Origin of the sequence: Rhizobium aureum (genome assembly GCF_030182495.1) — a bacterium.
Lineage (GTDB): Bacteria > Pseudomonadota > Alphaproteobacteria > Rhizobiales > Rhizobiaceae > Rhizobium > Rhizobium tropici_C.
Window position 1 is genome coordinate 193,849 of the sequence record NZ_JAQJCI010000003.1, and the last position, 15,475, is coordinate 209,323.

Here is a 15,475-nt window from a genome sequence, read left to right on the forward strand (position 1 = left end):
TCACTCCTCCGACAACTCCTCCAAAATCGGGCAGTCCGGCCGCTCATTGCCGTGGCAGGCGTGGACGAGATGTTCCAGCGTGCGGCGTAGCTCCGTCAGTTCCCGGATCTTGCGGTCGATCTCGATGAGTTTTGCGGCGGCGATGTCCTTGACGTCGGCGCTGGCGCGGCTCTTGTCCTCGTAGAGCGCCAGCAGCTGCCGGCACTCCTCCACCGAGAAGCCGAGGCTGCGTGAGCGGTGCAGGAAGCGCAGCTTGTGCACGTCATCGGCGCCATAATCGCGGTAGCCATTGTCGCCGCGGTCGGGGCGGATAAGGCCGATATCCTCGTAGTAGCGGATGGTCTTGGCCGGCAGGCCGGAGCGGCCCGATGCTTCGCCGATATTCATTTTTGTTCTCCTATTTCGCCAGCCGCAGCCTCAGCGCATTGCCGATGACCGAGACCGAGGACAGGCTCATGGCGGCTGCCGCGATCATCGGCGACAGAAGCAGGCCGAAGACCGGGTAGAGCACGCCGGCTGCCAGCGGCACGCCGAGCGCGTTGTAACCGAAGGCGAAGGCAAGGTTCTGCTTGATGTTACGGATGGTCGCCTCCGACAGATGGCGCGCCCGCACGATGCCGTTGAGATCGCCCTTCACCAGCGTAATGCCGGCGCTTTCCATGGCGACGTCGGCGCCGGTGCCCATGGCGATGCCGACATCGGCTGATGCAAGTGCCGGAGCATCATTGACGCCGTCGCCGGCCATAGCGACAATGCTGCCCTTGGCCCGCAGTTGGTCGATCAGCGCCTTCTTGCCTTCCGGCAGCATGTCGGCGCGCACCTCGTCGATGCCGAGTTGCTTGGCGACGGCGGCGGCGGTCTTGCCGTTATCGCCCGTCGCCATGACGATCTTCAAGCCACTCTCATGCAGCGCCTTGATCGCGGCGGCCGTGGTCGGCTTGATCCGATCGGCGACAGCGACAAGGCCGGCCAGCTTCCTGTCGATGGCAACGAACATGACGGTCTTGCCTTCGCCGCGCAGGCGTTCGGTTTCGGCCTTCAGGGAGTTAGCGGAAACGCCAAGATCGGTCATCATCGCGGCATTACCGAGCGCGATCGCGGTTTCGCCGGTGCGGCCCTCGACGCCCTTGCCGGTCACTGCCGAGAAGCCGGAAATGTCGACGAAATGCGCTCCCCGCGCCTCGGCGCCGGCAACGATCGCTTCCGCCAGCGGGTGCTCGGAGCCGCGCTCTAGGCTGGCGGCGAGCGAGAGGAGGCTGGCTTCATCGGTACCTGGCGCGGTGACGATGTCGGTCAGGTTCGGCTTGCCCTCGGTCAGCGTGCCGGTCTTGTCGACGATCAATGTGTCCACTTTCGCAAAGCGTTCCAGCGCCTCGGCATCGCGCACCAGCACGCCCACGTGGGCACCGCGGCCGGTGGCGATCATGATCGACATGGGGGTTGCCAACCCCAGCGCACACGGGCAGGCGATGATGAGCACGGCGACGGCGGCAAGCAGCGCATGCGCCAGTCGCGGCTCCGGCCCGATAAAGGCCCATACGGCAAAGGCGATGATGGCGGCTGCGACGACGGCTGGCACGAAGACGGCGGAGACGCGGTCGACCATCGTCTGGATCGGTGCGCGCGAGCGCTGCGCCTTGGCAACGAGCTCGACGATGCGTGACAGCGTCGTCTCGGCGCCGACCTTCTCGGCCTGGATGATGAGCGTACCGTTCCTGTTGATCGTCCCGCCGGTCAAAGCATCACCCTTAGCCTTTTCGACCGGCAGGGGCTCGCCTGTGATCATCGATTCATCGACGGTGGATTGGCCCTCGATGACGGAGCCGTCCACGGGGATGCGCTCGCCGGGGCGCACACGCAGCCGGTCGCCGGCCTGGATTTCGTCGACGGGCACATCGGTTTCGCTGCCGTCGGCGCCGATGCGCCTCGCCGTTTTCGGCGCGAGGTCGAGAAGCGCGCGGATGGCCGAGCCGGTGCGTTCGCGGGCCTTTAGTTCCAGCACCTGACCGACGAAGACCAGCGCAACGATGACGGAAGCTGCCTCGAAATAGACGGGCACGCTCTCGCTATGCCCGCGGAAGCTCATCGGAAACAGGCCGGGGGCAAGCGTGGCGATGACGCTATAAACATAGGCGGTGCCGACGCCGAGGCCGATTAGCGTCCACATATTCGGGCTTCTGTTGACGAGCGAGTTCCAGGCACGGCGGAAGAAGGGCAGGGCCGCCCACAGCACGACCGGCGTCGCAAGCACGAGTTCGAACCATGTGGCGATCGGTTCTCCGATCCAATCACGGATGGGTAGGCCGATCATCGGACCCATGCTGATGATGAGCAGCGGCAGCGACAGCGCGGCACTGATCCAGAGACGGCGCGTGAAATCGATCAATTCCGGGTTCGGGCCTTCATCGGCCGAGGGCACGCCCATGGGCTCCAGGGCCATGCCGCATTTCGGGCAATCGCCGGGATGGTCGCTGACGACTTCGGGGTGCATCGGGCAGGTATAGAGCGTGCCCTTCGGTACCGGCTTCGGTGCAGGCTTGTTGCCGTTGAGGTAGGCCGATGGATCCGCCTCGAACTTTGTCCTGCAGCCGGCCGAGCAGAAATAGAATTTCTCGCCCTCGTGCTTCAGGAAATGGCGCGCCGTGGCGCGGTCGACCGTCATGCCGCAGACGGGATCGTTGGCGGTGAGATAGCTTTCCGGCGCAGCCTCGAACTTCGCGCGGCAGCCATTGCAGCAGAAATGGAAGGTGCGGCCTTGATAGTCCAGCGATGGTTTGCCAGCGTTCGGATCGACCGTCATGCCGCAGACGGGATCGCGTGTCACCGCCTCTTGCGGGTGATCGTGATGATGGTGATGACCATGGCCGTGATGGCTGTGATCATGTTCGTCATGCAATGTCATATCAAACTCCATTGCCCGGAATCGGGCGTTGGATAGGTTTATGAACCTTCCTGTTACTGGAAGGTCAAGATGAAAAATAGTGATTGTCGTCCACAGTTCACAGAACTCCTTTCCTATCGCATCACACGGGGCGGTGATAAGTTCCGTAAGGCCGATTCAATAAAGCGATTCCAATGCGATATGATTTGACCACGCTCCCGATTCCGACACTTCTGCCCGCCATCATCAAGGCGGAAGACATGCTGGCGCGTCTGGACGAGCGCGTTCTGCGGCATGCCGTGGCGGACGGTTTTCGCGAGCGCGGGCATTTTTTCGATGCCGCGGGTGCCCTCTGGGTTAGCGGTGAGCTGGTGCATGTGGAGGATCTGGTCCTGCACGATGCGCGCATGGATACACGCACGCCGACCCATGAATTGACCATCGCTCACGCCGTGCTGCGGACGAGGCGCCGTCTTTGGACCGCCGATCCTTCCTGGGGACTTGAGGCGACCGGCCTTGCGGTCCTGCGTGGTGACGCGGGGGAGGCCGACGAGGCGATCGTGGTGCGTCCGACACTTGCCGAAGCATCGGAGCCCGAGGTGTCGGAGGATGAGGATGACGATTTCGGCGTCGATTTTGCCGAGATCGACGCCATTCTCGCCCGATCTGACAAGGTCCTAAATGGCGGTGTCCCGGAAGCCCGGCCGGCGACGGTCGATGTCCATGATCCGCTTGCGCTCGTTCGCGACGAGGATTGGGATGAAGACGAGCGACTGGAGCACTGGCGCGCCACCCTTCGCGATGCGGATCGGCTGCCGCCGGTTCTTGGTGCTGCCGTGCTTTTCGACGCCTGGGAGCGGATCGAACCGCTGCGCCGGCAGCACTGGCTTGGCGGCTTGCTGGCGAGTGCCTATCTGCGCAGCCGCGGCAAGATCACCTCACATCTCTTCTGCCTGAATGTCGGCCTGAAAGCGGTCCGGCACGATCGGCGGCGCGCGTCGGACCGCATCACGCGCCTGACGGCCTTTCTGGAGGCCATGGCGCTTTCGGCCGAATCGGGCCTGAAGGAGCTCGACCGTCTGTCGCTCGCCAAGCTGCAGATGGAATTGAGGCTCAAGGACCGGCGCTCGAACAGCAGCCTGCCGGAGGTCATCGATATCGTGCTGTCGCGACCGATTGTTTCGGCGAAGATGATCGCACGGCATGTCGGTGTTACCTCGAGAGGCGCGCTCAATCTGGTGGCCGAACTCGGCTTGCGCGAGATGACAGGTCGCGGGCGTTATCGCGGCTGGGGCGTGCTTTGACCGGTTCAACCGGCCAACACGTGGGCATATCTCGTCCTTGCAACTACAACCCTGGTTTTTGTCTAATGTAACAGTTTGTTACGCTAAGTCGCGCTAAAATGGACAAAATTTAATGGCCATACCAAATTCCTAAGCGGCTCGATGCAAGCTAGAGTCGCGCCATCTTATCGGCGATCGCAGATCGCCGAAGGTTTTGAAGGAAGGTGTGTTGATGGCTCGGACATTTCGGGTCGCGGTATGGTTGGCGATCATCGGCGCGGTTGGATACGGCGCCTATGCGACCCGCGATCGCTGGCTTGGCCCGGCGGAGAAGCTGCTCGGCTATCAGAATGCCGCAGCGCCAGCCGAGCAGGCGCAAGGCGAACGCCGGGGCGGCGGACGAAGTCAAGGCGGTGGCGGAGGGCGGCGTAGCCTTTCACAGTTCAGCGGCCCTGTTCCGGTGCTGGCCGCCGACGCTAAGACCGCCGATGTGCCCGTCTATATCGATGGCGTGGGTTCGGTAAAGGCGTTGAACACCGTCACCGTGCGGGCGCAGGTCAGCGGCAAGATCGTCGAAATTGATTTCGTGGAAGGCCAGGATATCAAGAAGGGCGATGTCATCGCCCGCATCGACGATGGAGTCTACAAGGCCCAGCGTGATCAGGCGGTTGCCAAGAAGGCACAGGACGAAGCGCTGCTTGCCGGCGCTCAACGCGATCTCGCCCGCTTTCAGCTGATGGTGAAGAGCGCGTCTGGCACGCAGCAGCAGGTCGACACCCAGACCTCGCTGGTGGCGCAGTATACGGCACAGGTCCAGGTCGATGTGGCAGCCATCGAAAGCGCGCAGGCAACGCTGGACTATACGACGATCAAGGCGCCCATCGACGGGCGCACAGGCATCCGCAACGTCGATGTCGGCAACCTCGTCAGCTCGTCGGATGCGACCGGCATCGTGACGCTGTCGCAGATCCGGCCGATCTCCGTACTGTTTTCCATTCCGCAGCAGCAGCTAGCCCGCGTCAATGCGGCAAGCGCGGCCGGAACGCTTGCTGTGCAGGCTATGGGAAGCGATGGCCAGACGGTGGTCGACAATGGCACGCTGGCGGTGGTCGACAACCAGGTCGACCCGACCACGGGCACGGTCAAGCTGAAGGCGAATTTCCCCAACGAGAAGCTGGCGCTGTGGCCGGGCGCTTTCGTCAATGCCCGCCTGCTAGTGGAGACGCTGAAGGGCGTCACTGTCATTCCAAGCGGCGCCGTGCAGCGCGGGCCGAACGGCACCTTCGTCTATATCGTCAGCCAGGACCAGACCGTTGCCATGAAGCCGGTGAAGGTACGCCAGCAGGACGACACGCAGGCCGTCATCGCCGAGGGCGTATCCCCCGGCGACAAGGTGGTGACCACGGGTTTCGCGCGGCTGCAGGACGGGTCGAAAGTTCAGATTTCGGCCAATCCGGATGAAGTGGCGCCAAATGCCCCTGCATCGAAGGATCAGGGACAGCCCGTTGCGGAGAACGATCCGCAGACGAGCCAGGACAACGGCAATGGCGGCGAGCGGCCGCACCGTCGGCACAACGGCCAAGGTGGCCATCGCGGTCAGGACGGTCAGCCTGCCGCGAGTGAGGGGCAGGGCGCGGATACGGGTGGCAACTCCGTATCCAACAATTCATCCGCCGCGCCGACGCAGCAACAATGAACGTTTCGTCGCTCTTCATCTCCAGGCCCATTGCCACCTCGCTCCTCGGGGTAGCCGTGCTGCTGGGTGGCATTCTCGGCTTTCTCTTCCTGCCGGTCGCGCCGCTGCCGCAAGTCGATTTTCCGACGATCCAGGTGACGACGCAGCTTCCAGGCGCCGATCCCGATACGATGGCGGCGCTGGTGACCGCGCCCCTGGAGCGGCCGCTCGGCCAGATCCCGTCGCTCGCCTCCATGACTTCGTCGAGCGCCTTCGGCATCAGCCAGATCACGCTGCAATTCGATCTCGGCCGGGATATCGATGGCGCCGCGCAGGATGTGCAGGCGGCGATCAATGCCGCCGGCTCGACCTTGCCGCGCACGCTTCCCTATCCGCCGACCTATTCGAAAGTGAACCCGGCGGATACGCCGATCGTGACGCTGGCGCTACGCTCCAACAGCTATTCGATCCGTGAGCTCAGCGATTTCGCCGATACGATGATGGCGCAGCGCCTGAGCGAAGTCTCAGGCGTCGGCGACGTCAACATCCAGGGCGGCGTCAAGCCTGCCATCCGCATCCAGGTGGACCTGCCGCGTCTCGCTTCCTATGGCCTGGCCCTTGAAGATATCCGTACCGCCATCACCAATGCCAGCGTCGCCGGCGCCAAGGGTGCGCTCGACGGCACGCAGCAGAGTTTCACGCTTGCCGCCAACGACCAGATCGTCGATCCGAACGTCTACAAATCGGTCATCGTCGCCTATCGCAACAGCGCGCCCGTGCAGTTGAAGGACGTGGCAACCGTCGTCGAAGGACTGGAAAACAACCGCGTCGGTGCCTGGTATCAGGGACAGCCCGCGGTCATTCTCGACATCATGCGCCAGCCGGGCGCCAATGTCATCCAGACGGTCGAGAACGTGCTGAAGCAGCTTCCGAAGCTGAAGCAGGCGATGCCGGCCGGCATTTCGCTCGATATCGTCAATGACCGCACCGAGACCATCCGGGCTTCGATCCATGACGTACAATGGACGCTGGTCATCAGTATCGGCCTCGTCATCTTGGTGGTTCTGCTGTTCTTACGAACGATGACGGCGACCTTCATTGCAGGCGTCGCGCTGCCGCTGTCGCTGATTGCCACTTTCGGCGTCATGTGGTTTGCCGGCTTCAGCCTCGACAATCTCTCGCTGATGGCGCTGACGATCGGCACCGGCTTCGTCGTCGACGACGCCATCGTGATGATCGAGAACATCGCTCGCCACATCGAAGAAGGTGAAAACCCGATGCAGGCGGCGCTGAAGGGCGCCGGCGAGATCGGTTTCACCATCATTTCGCTGACCGTCTCGCTGGTTGCTGTTTTTATCCCGCTGCTGTTCATGACCGGGATCGTCGGTCGCATGTTCCGCGAATTCGCGCTGACTCTGACCATTGCCGTCGTCGTGTCGGCCGTCGTTTCGCTGACGCTGACCCCGATGATGTGCGCGCGCATCCTGCGCAAACCCAAGGAGCGGCAGGGCGGTTTCCTGGCCGGCGCCGATCGCTTTACGGAGTGGCTGATCGAAGGCTATCGCCGCAGCCTCGTCTGGACGGTGGATCGCAGCGCCCTGATGCTCATGATCACGGTCGTGACGCTGGCCGCGACGATCGCGCTCTATGTCGTCATCCCCAAGGGTTTTCTGCCGGCTCAGGATACGGGGTTGATCACCGCCGTCATCGAGGCCGAGCCAACCACGTCTTTCGAAACGATGAAGCAGATACAGGCCGATGTCGCCGGCCGGCTGCGCAAGGATCCCGATGTCAGTGGCGTCGTCTCCGTCATCGGCACCAGCGCCAGCAATCTGACACTGAACACGGGCAATCTCAGCCTTGTGCTGAAGCCGAGGAACCAGCGTGACGCTTCCGCCGATCAGATTATCGACCGCATGCGCGAAGAGGTCGCCGGCATGCCGGGCATCCATGTCACCTTCCAGAGCGTGCGTGACATCTCGATCAGCACCCGGGCGAGCCGCGCGCCCTATCAGTACACGTTGACGGCAACGGATACGGCGACTGTGGTCGATTGGGCCGCAAAGCTGGCGCAGCGTCTGCAGCAAAGCCCGAAGCTCATCGATGTCGCCTCCGAAGTCGAAATGGGCGGCGGCCGCATCTTCGTCGATGTCGACCGTGAGACCGCCTCGCGGCTCGGCGTTTCGATGCAGGCCGTCGGCGATACTTTGAATGATGCCTTCGGTCAGCGTCAGATCGCGACGATCTACGGCCAGGCCAATCAGTATCGCGTCATTCTGGAGGCTGCACCAGAATACCAGTCGGATCCGAAATCGCTCGACAAGCTATATGTCGCCGGCGCCAGCGACACGCAGGTGCCGCTCAACGCCTTCACGACGGCGAGCTTCACGACCGCGCCGCTGGTCATCAGCCATGATGAGCAGTTTCCGGCCGTGACGCTCAGCTTCGATCTCGCCAAGGGTGCGTCGCTCAGCGATGCCGTCGCCGAGATCAAGGCGGCGGAGCTGAATATCGGCATGCCCGACAATATTCAGCGCAAATATTCCGGCGATGCCGAGGAGTTCGCCTCGTCACTCGCCGGCGAGCCCTGGCTGATCCTGGCGGCGGTCGTGACGATCTACATCGTGCTCGGCCTGCTCTATGAGAGTGCCGTTCATCCCGTTACGATCCTTTCGACGCTGCCTTCGGCCGGTGTCGGCGCCCTACTGGCGCTGATGCTGTTCGGGCAGGATCTGTCGATCATCGCGCTGATCGGCATCGTGCTCCTGATGGGCATCGTCAAGAAGAACGCGATCATGATGATCGACTTTGCGCTGGAGGCGGAGCGCAAGGAAGGTCTCGAGCCGCGCGAGGCCGTCCTCAAGGCCTCGATCCTGCGTTTCCGGCCGATCATGATGACGACGCTGGCAGCGCTCTTCGGCGCCCTGCCGCTGGCGCTGGCGCAGGGCACGGGTGCCGAGCTGCGCATTCCGCTCGGGATCACCATCATCGGCGGGCTCGTGCTTTCGCAGCTCTTGACGCTTTATACGACGCCGGTGATCTATCTGGCTTTCGAACGCCTGCGCGCCCGGATCCTCGGCCGCACCAGCGGCATGCCAAGCACCGAAATGAACGAATTGGCGAGTGACGAGACATGAATATCTCCGAGCCGTTCGTCAAACGCCCGGTCGGGACGACGCTTCTGGCGATCGGGTTGGTGATCCTCGGCATCGTTGCCTATCGCTTTCTGCCCGTCGCAAGCCTGCCGACCGTCGACCTTCCCACCATCGTCGTCTCCGCCAGCCGTCCCGGCGCCGATCCCGCCAGCATGGCGGCGAGCGTTGCAGCCCCGCTTGAGCGCCATCTCGGCACGATCGCCGGCGTGACGCAGCTGACATCGGTGAGCTCGCTCGGATCGAGCACCATCATTGCCCAATTCGACCTCTCGCGCAGCGTTGATGGCGCCGCCCAAGACGTGCAGGCGGCGCTGAACGCGGCGGCGACCGACCTGCCGGGCGATCTGCCGACCTTGCCGTCCTTCCGCAAGATCAATCCGGCTGCGGCCCCCGTTCTTATTCTGGCGCTGACTTCAGACAACGTCTCTCCGAGCGCCATCTATGATGCGGCGGATACCGTGGTGGTGCAGCGCATCTCGCAGGTGGATGGCGTCGGCGGTGTAACGGTGAGCGGTGCCGATCAGCCGGCGATACGTGTTCGCCTGGATCCCGACAGGCTCGCGGCCATGGGCCTATCGCTCGATGCCGTGCGCACGGCAATCGTCAACGCCAATGTGCTCGGTCCCTTCGGCTCCATCGATGGAGCAGGCGGCGCGTTTTCCGTTGCCATGAACAGCCAGCTGCGCACGCCGGAAGCCTATGGAAGGATCATCGTGCAGAGCGGCGACGGCACAGCCGTTCGTCTCTCCGATATCGCCACAGTCGAGCCGGGCGTGCGCAACAGTCGCTCCGATGCCTGGTATGATGGCAAGCCGGCCGTGCTGCTCAACATCACCAAGCAGGCGGATGCGAATGTCATTGCCACTGTCGATGGCGTCAAGCAACTGATCCCCGAGCTGCAGCGGCTCATCCCCGCCGGGGTGAACGTCTCCATTCTTTCCGACCGCACCACGACGATCCATGCCAGCGTCAACGACATGCAATGGACGCTGCTTGCCACGATCTGCCTTGTCATGGCCGTGGTCTTTATCTTCCTGCGGCGCGCCACGCCGACCTTTGCCGCCGGCGTCACCGTGCCGCTGTCGCTTGCCGGGACCTTTGCCGCGATGTGGCTCTTCGGGCTGTCGATCGACAATCTCTCCCTCATGGCGCTCGCCGTCTCCGTCGGCTTCGTCGTCGACGACGCCATCGTCATGATCGAGAACATCTATGCCAATCTGGAAACCGGCATGAAGCCAATGCGGGCGGCGCTCGAAGGCGCCAAGCAAATCGGCTTCACTGTCATCTCGATCAGCCTATCGCTGCTTGCTGCCTTCATACCGCTGTTCTTCATGGGCGGCATCGTCGGCCGCTTCTTTCAGACCTTTTCGCTGACGCTCGGCTTTACGATCGCCGTTTCGACGTTGGTGTCGCTGACGCTGACGCCGATGATCTGCGGCCATCGCCTGCGTCCGCATGATATCGATGCACGGCCCGGTCCGTTCGGCCGCCTCGTCGAGGGCACGTTGGCTGCGATTATCGGATTTTACGGCCGCACGCTGAAGGCCGTGCTGCACCATCGGGTTCTTTCCGTACTTGTCATCATCGCCTGCGTCGTCATGTCGGGCTATCTCTACGTCAAGGTTCCCAAGGGCTTCATTCCGCAGGACGATACCGGTTTCATCCAGGGCGGAACGCAGGCGGCGACCGATATTTCCTATCCGGCCATGGTGAAGCTGCAGCAGCAGGCCGCCGATATCGCCTCGAAGGACCCCGCCGTTTCCGGTATTGGCTCCTCCGTGGGTGGTGGAGGCTTCTCCAGCTCCATCAATCGCGGGCAGCTCTTTATCTCGCTGAAGCCGGAATCGGAGCGTGCGCCAACGGCCGACGTCATAGACCGGCTCCGTAAGCAGTTGATGGCCGTTCCGGGCCTCAGCACCTTCCTGTTTTCGCCCGGCGATATCCGCGCCGGGGCGCGCCAGTCGCAATCGCAGTATCAATTCACCGTCTGGGGCGCGAATTATGACGAGCTGGTCGAATGGGCACCCAAGGTGTTGCAGCGCCTCCAGGCCCTTCACGAACTGACCGATGTCGCGACCGACAGGCAGCCCAACGGCTTGCAGGCGACCGTCAATATCGACCGCAGCATGGCCTCGCAGCTCGGCGTCAACATCCAGTCCATCGATGCCGCGCTGAACAACGCTTTCGCGCAGCGGCAGATCTCGACAATCTACACGCAGCGCAACCAGTATCGCGTCGTGCTGGAAGCGGATCCGAATTATGCGCTCGACCCACATGATATTTCTAAGCTCTATGTGCCGGCCTCCGGCGGCACGCAAGTACCGCTGAGCGCCGTCGCATCGATCGATCGAACGCTCGCGCCGCTGGTGGTCAACCACCAGGGGCAGTATCCTGCCGTGACGATCTCCTACAATCTGGCGCTCAATATCCCGCTGCAGGTGGCGAACGATGCCATACAGAAAGCCGTGCTCGACATGCATCTGCCCGATACGCTGCATGCGGATTTTGCCGGCGATGCCGCGAGCCTCACACAATCGTCCGGCAGCCAGCCGCTCTTGCTGCTGGCAGCTTTGCTGACGGTCTATATCGTCCTCGGTATCCTCTATGAGAGCCTGGCGCATCCGCTGACGATCATCTCGACGTTGCCGTCGGCCGGTCTCGGTGCGCTGCTGGCGCTCGCCATCAGCGGTACGGAGCTGACGCTGATCGCCTTCATCGGCATCATCCTCCTGATCGGCATCGTCAAGAAGAACGGCATCATGATGGTGGATTTCGCCCTGCAGGGCGAGCGAACGCTCGGCCTGTCTTCGGAGGAGGCCATCTATCAGGCGTGCCTCAAGCGTTTCCGGCCGATCCTGATGACGACGCTGGCGGCGCTGATGGGCGCGATCCCGCTGATCATCGCTACCGGCCCAGGCTCGGAGCTGCGCCGGCCGCTCGGCATCACCATCGTCGGCGGTCTTGTCGTGTCGCAGGTACTGACGCTCTATACAACGCCGATCATCTACCTGATGCTTGCCAAGCTGCATGCGAGATGGTCTCCGAAGCCGCAGACTGCGGCGGCGGTTCCGGCTCCGTCGAACTGACGAGCGCTGTGTTTCACTGATCATTGGTGGAGATAGAGGAATACCCGTGTAGGGCTCTGAGGTCACACTTATAGTTCTTACCCATTCTCTCCGAGGGAGAAGGATCTATGGTGCCAACGCTCCTCACGCACAGCAGGAAACTCTTTCGGAGTACATGATATCAAAACAAAAAGGGCTCCCGCATTACCGACGGGAGCCCTTTTTGGTTCAAGCCGCTTCTCGATACCGAGGGCGAGCTATGTTTCGTTAGTGTGTGCTCCCGGTATCGGTCGCGGGAGTGTCCGCTGCCGTCGCCACGACTTTGCCCTTGAAGATGCGGCGCACCGAGACGAAGAGCAGCGGGATGAAGAAGATGCCGAGCACGGTCGCCGAGATCATGCCGCCCATGACGCCGATGCCGATCGAGTTCTGGCTGCCTGAGCCGGCACCGTTGGCGATCGCCAGCGGCATGACGCCGAGGATGAAGGCAAGCGAGGTCATCAGGATCGGCCGCAGGCGCTGGCGGGCTGCCACCAGCGTCGCATCGATCAGGTTCTTGCCCTGGTTCTGCTGCTCGATGGCGAATTCGACGATCAGGATGGCGTTCTTGGCCGCCAGGCCGATGGTCGTCAGCAGGCCGACCTTGAAGTAGACGTCATTCGACTGACCGAACAGGGTTGCAGCCAACAAGGCGCCGAAGATGCCGATCGGCACCGACAGCATGACGGCAAGCGGGATCGACCAGCTCTCATAAAGGGCGGCGAGCGCCAGGAAGACGACCAGGATGGAGATGGCATAAAGCTGGCTTGCCTGGTTGCCGGAGAGCTTTTCCTGGGCGGAGAGGCTGGTCCATTCGTGGCTGAAGCCCGGCGGCAGGCTGGCCATGATCTTGTCGATCTCGTTCATGGCATCGCCCGAGGAAACGCCCGGCGCTGCTGACCCCTGGATTTCGACGGCGGACGAGCCGTTATAGCGCTCGAGGCGCGGCGAACCATAGTTCCATTGGCCGTTCGAGAAAGCCGAGAAGGGTACCATGTCGCCACCGGAGTTGCGCACGTACCAGCGGCCGAAATCCTCCGGCTGCATGCGGAAATTCTTGTCGGCCTGTACGTAAACCTTCTTCACGCGACCGCGGTCGATGAAGTCGTTGACATAGGTGCCGCCCCAAGCCGTCGACAAGGTCGTGTCGATGTCGGAAAGGGCGATATTCAGCGCACTCGCCTTTTCCTGATCGATGTTCAAGGAATATTGCGGCGTATCTTCCTGGCCGTTCGGACGGGTGCCGAACAGCTTTGGGTTCTTTGCCGCGGCGCCGAGCAACTGGTTGCGGGCCTGGATCAATGCGGCATGGCCGGCACCGTTGATATCCTTGATGAAGAAGTCGAAGCCGCTCGAACTGCCGAAACCGGGGATCGCCGGAGGCGCCAGCGCGAAGACGTTGCCGTCCTTGATCTTCGAGAAGGCACCCATGGCGCGGCCGGCAATTGCCTGCGCCTTCGACTGGGGCGTCTTGCGCTGGTCGAAGTCCTTCAGCCGGACGAAGACGATACCGACATTCTGGCCCTGGCCGCTGAAGCCGAAACCGGCGACCGCGAATGCACCTTCGACATAGTCTTTCTCGTTGTTGAGATAGTAGTCCTTCACCCGATCGAGCACGGTCCATGTGCGCGAATTCGTAGCGCCTGGGGGGAGCTGGATGGCTGTCAGCAGGATGCCTTGATCCTCGTCCGGAAGGAAGGAGCTCGGCAGCCGGTTAAACAGGTAAGCCACCGCACCGCCAATTGCGACGAACACCAGCAGGAAGACGATGGTGAGGCGGATCATGCCGTGGACGCTGCGCTGGTAGCGATGCGTCGCTCGCTCGAAATTGCGGTTGAACCAGCCGAAGACGCCCTTTTCCTTCGCCCCGTGTTTGGGTTCTTTCAGGATGGTGGCGCAAAGGGCCGGCGTCAGGATCAGGGCGACAATGACCGAGAGAATCATCGCCGAGACGATCGTCACCGAGAACTGGCGGTAGATGACGCCGACCGAACCGGAGAAGAAGGCCATCGGGATGAACACGGCCGACAATACCGTGGCGATGCCGATCAAGGCACCGGTGATCTCCTGCATCGATTTGATCGTCGCCTCGCGCGGCGACAATCCTTCTTCCTCCATCACGCGCTCGACGTTTTCGACGACGACGATGGCGTCGTCGACCAGAAGGCCGATGGCGAGCACCATGCCGAACATGGTCAATGTGTTGATGGAATAGCCGAAGAGCGAGAGCACGCCGAAAGTACCGAGCAGGACGACCGGAACAGCGAGTGTCGGGATCAGCGTGGCGCGGATGTTCTGCAGGAAGACGAACATAACGATGAAGACGAGCACGATGGCCTCGAACAGCGTCTTGACCACGTCCTCGATCGACAGCTTCACGAAGGGCGTCGTGTCGTAGGGATAGACCACCTCGACATTCGGCGGCAGCGTCTGCTTCAGATTGTCGATGGTCGTCCGCACGGCTTCCGCCGTATTGATGGCATTGGCGCCGGACGCGAGCATGACGGCAAGACCGGCCGAGGGATGGCCGTTATAGGTGCTCGAGGTCGTATAGCTTTCAGCTCCGAGCTCGACGGTGGCGACATCGTTGAGACGGACCAGCGAGCCATTGGGCTGGCTCTTGAGGATGATGTTTTCGAACTGCTCCGGCGTCTGCAGGCGGCTCTTGGCCGTAACGGTCGCGTTGAGCTGCTGACCCTTGCGCTGCGGCAGGGCACCGATCTGACCGGCCGAAACCTGCGAATTCTGCGACTGGATCGCGCTGGTGACGTCGCTCACCATCAGCTGATATTTGGCAAGCTTGTCCGGATCCACCCAGATGCGCATCGCATAGCCGGAGCCGAAAATCTGTGTGTTGCCGACGCCTTCGATGCGCTTCAGCGTATCGTTGAGCGTGCTGGAAACATAGTCGGCGAGGTCATTGGAGTTGAGCTTGCCGTCGGTCGACACGAAACCGACAACCATCAGGAAGTTCGATGTCGACTTGGAAACGATGATCCCGGTCGACTGCACGGTCGTCGGCAGCTGGGCGGTGACGAGCTGCAGCTTGTTCTGCACCTGCATCTGCGCGACGTCGGGATCGGCCTTGTTGGTGAAGGTCAGCGAGATCGACGCCTGGCCGGTCGATGTCGATGTCGATGTCATATAGTCGAGATTGTCGATACCGGTCATGCCCTGTTCGATGACCTTGGTCACCGAGTTTTCGACGGTTGCGGCATCGGCACCGGAATAGGTGGCGGAAATGCTGACCGTGGTCGGCGCGATCTGCGGATATTGCGAGATCGACAAGGTGAGGATCGAAAGCGCGCCGGCGAGCATGATGACGATGGCGATGACCCAGGCAAAGATCGGCCTGTCGATGAAAAAACGAGACATCA

The 15,475-nt window shown here is 62.3% G+C and carries 7 protein-coding genes; 4 read left to right on the top strand and 3 right to left on the bottom strand.

Annotated elements, in window-relative coordinates; all coding sequences use genetic code 11:
- Positions 1 to 387: a Cu(I)-responsive transcriptional regulator gene (cueR, locus tag PH552_RS09700; protein ID WP_113249666.1), complete on the bottom strand. Its 387-nt coding sequence runs from the start codon at positions 385 to 387 to the stop codon at positions 1 to 3.
- Positions 388 to 397: 10 nt separating this feature from the next.
- Complete coding sequence (locus tag PH552_RS09705) at positions 398 to 2,902, bottom strand: heavy metal translocating P-type ATPase (RefSeq protein WP_285165902.1); 2,505 nt, start codon at positions 2,900 to 2,902, stop codon at positions 398 to 400.
- Positions 2,903 to 3,075: 173 nt separating this feature from the next.
- On the opposite strand from PH552_RS09705, the gene PH552_RS09710 reads away from it, so the two are divergent.
- The 4 genes from PH552_RS09710 to PH552_RS09725 all read left to right on the top strand — a co-directional run bounded on the left by PH552_RS09710 (position 3,076) and on the right by PH552_RS09725 (position 12,080).
- On the top strand, positions 3,076 to 4,185 hold the full coding sequence (locus PH552_RS09710; RefSeq protein WP_112341484.1) for an RHE_PE00001 family protein: 1,110 nt from the start codon (positions 3,076 to 3,078) through the stop codon (positions 4,183 to 4,185).
- A gap of 211 nt (positions 4,186 to 4,396) precedes the next feature.
- Complete coding sequence (locus PH552_RS09715; RefSeq protein WP_113249665.1) at positions 4,397 to 5,860, top strand: efflux RND transporter periplasmic adaptor subunit; 1,464 nt, start codon at positions 4,397 to 4,399, stop codon at positions 5,858 to 5,860.
- On the top strand, positions 5,857 to 8,976 hold the full coding sequence (locus PH552_RS09720; protein WP_285165904.1) for an efflux RND transporter permease subunit: 3,120 nt from the start codon (positions 5,857 to 5,859) through the stop codon (positions 8,974 to 8,976). Before PH552_RS09715 ends, PH552_RS09720 begins: the two co-directional genes overlap by 4 nt.
- A complete protein-coding gene (locus PH552_RS09725) occupies positions 8,973 to 12,080 on the top strand; it encodes an efflux RND transporter permease subunit (RefSeq protein ID WP_113249663.1) in 3,108 nt (1,035 codons plus the stop codon). The genes PH552_RS09720 and PH552_RS09725 overlap by 4 nt, the downstream gene beginning before the upstream one ends.
- A gap of 246 nt (positions 12,081 to 12,326) precedes the next feature.
- Here PH552_RS09725 and PH552_RS09730 read toward each other — a convergent pair whose 3' ends face one another.
- On the bottom strand, positions 12,327 to 15,473 hold the full coding sequence (locus PH552_RS09730; protein WP_113249662.1) for an efflux RND transporter permease subunit: 3,147 nt from the start codon (positions 15,471 to 15,473) through the stop codon (positions 12,327 to 12,329).
- Positions 15,474 to 15,475 lie beyond the last annotated feature (2 nt).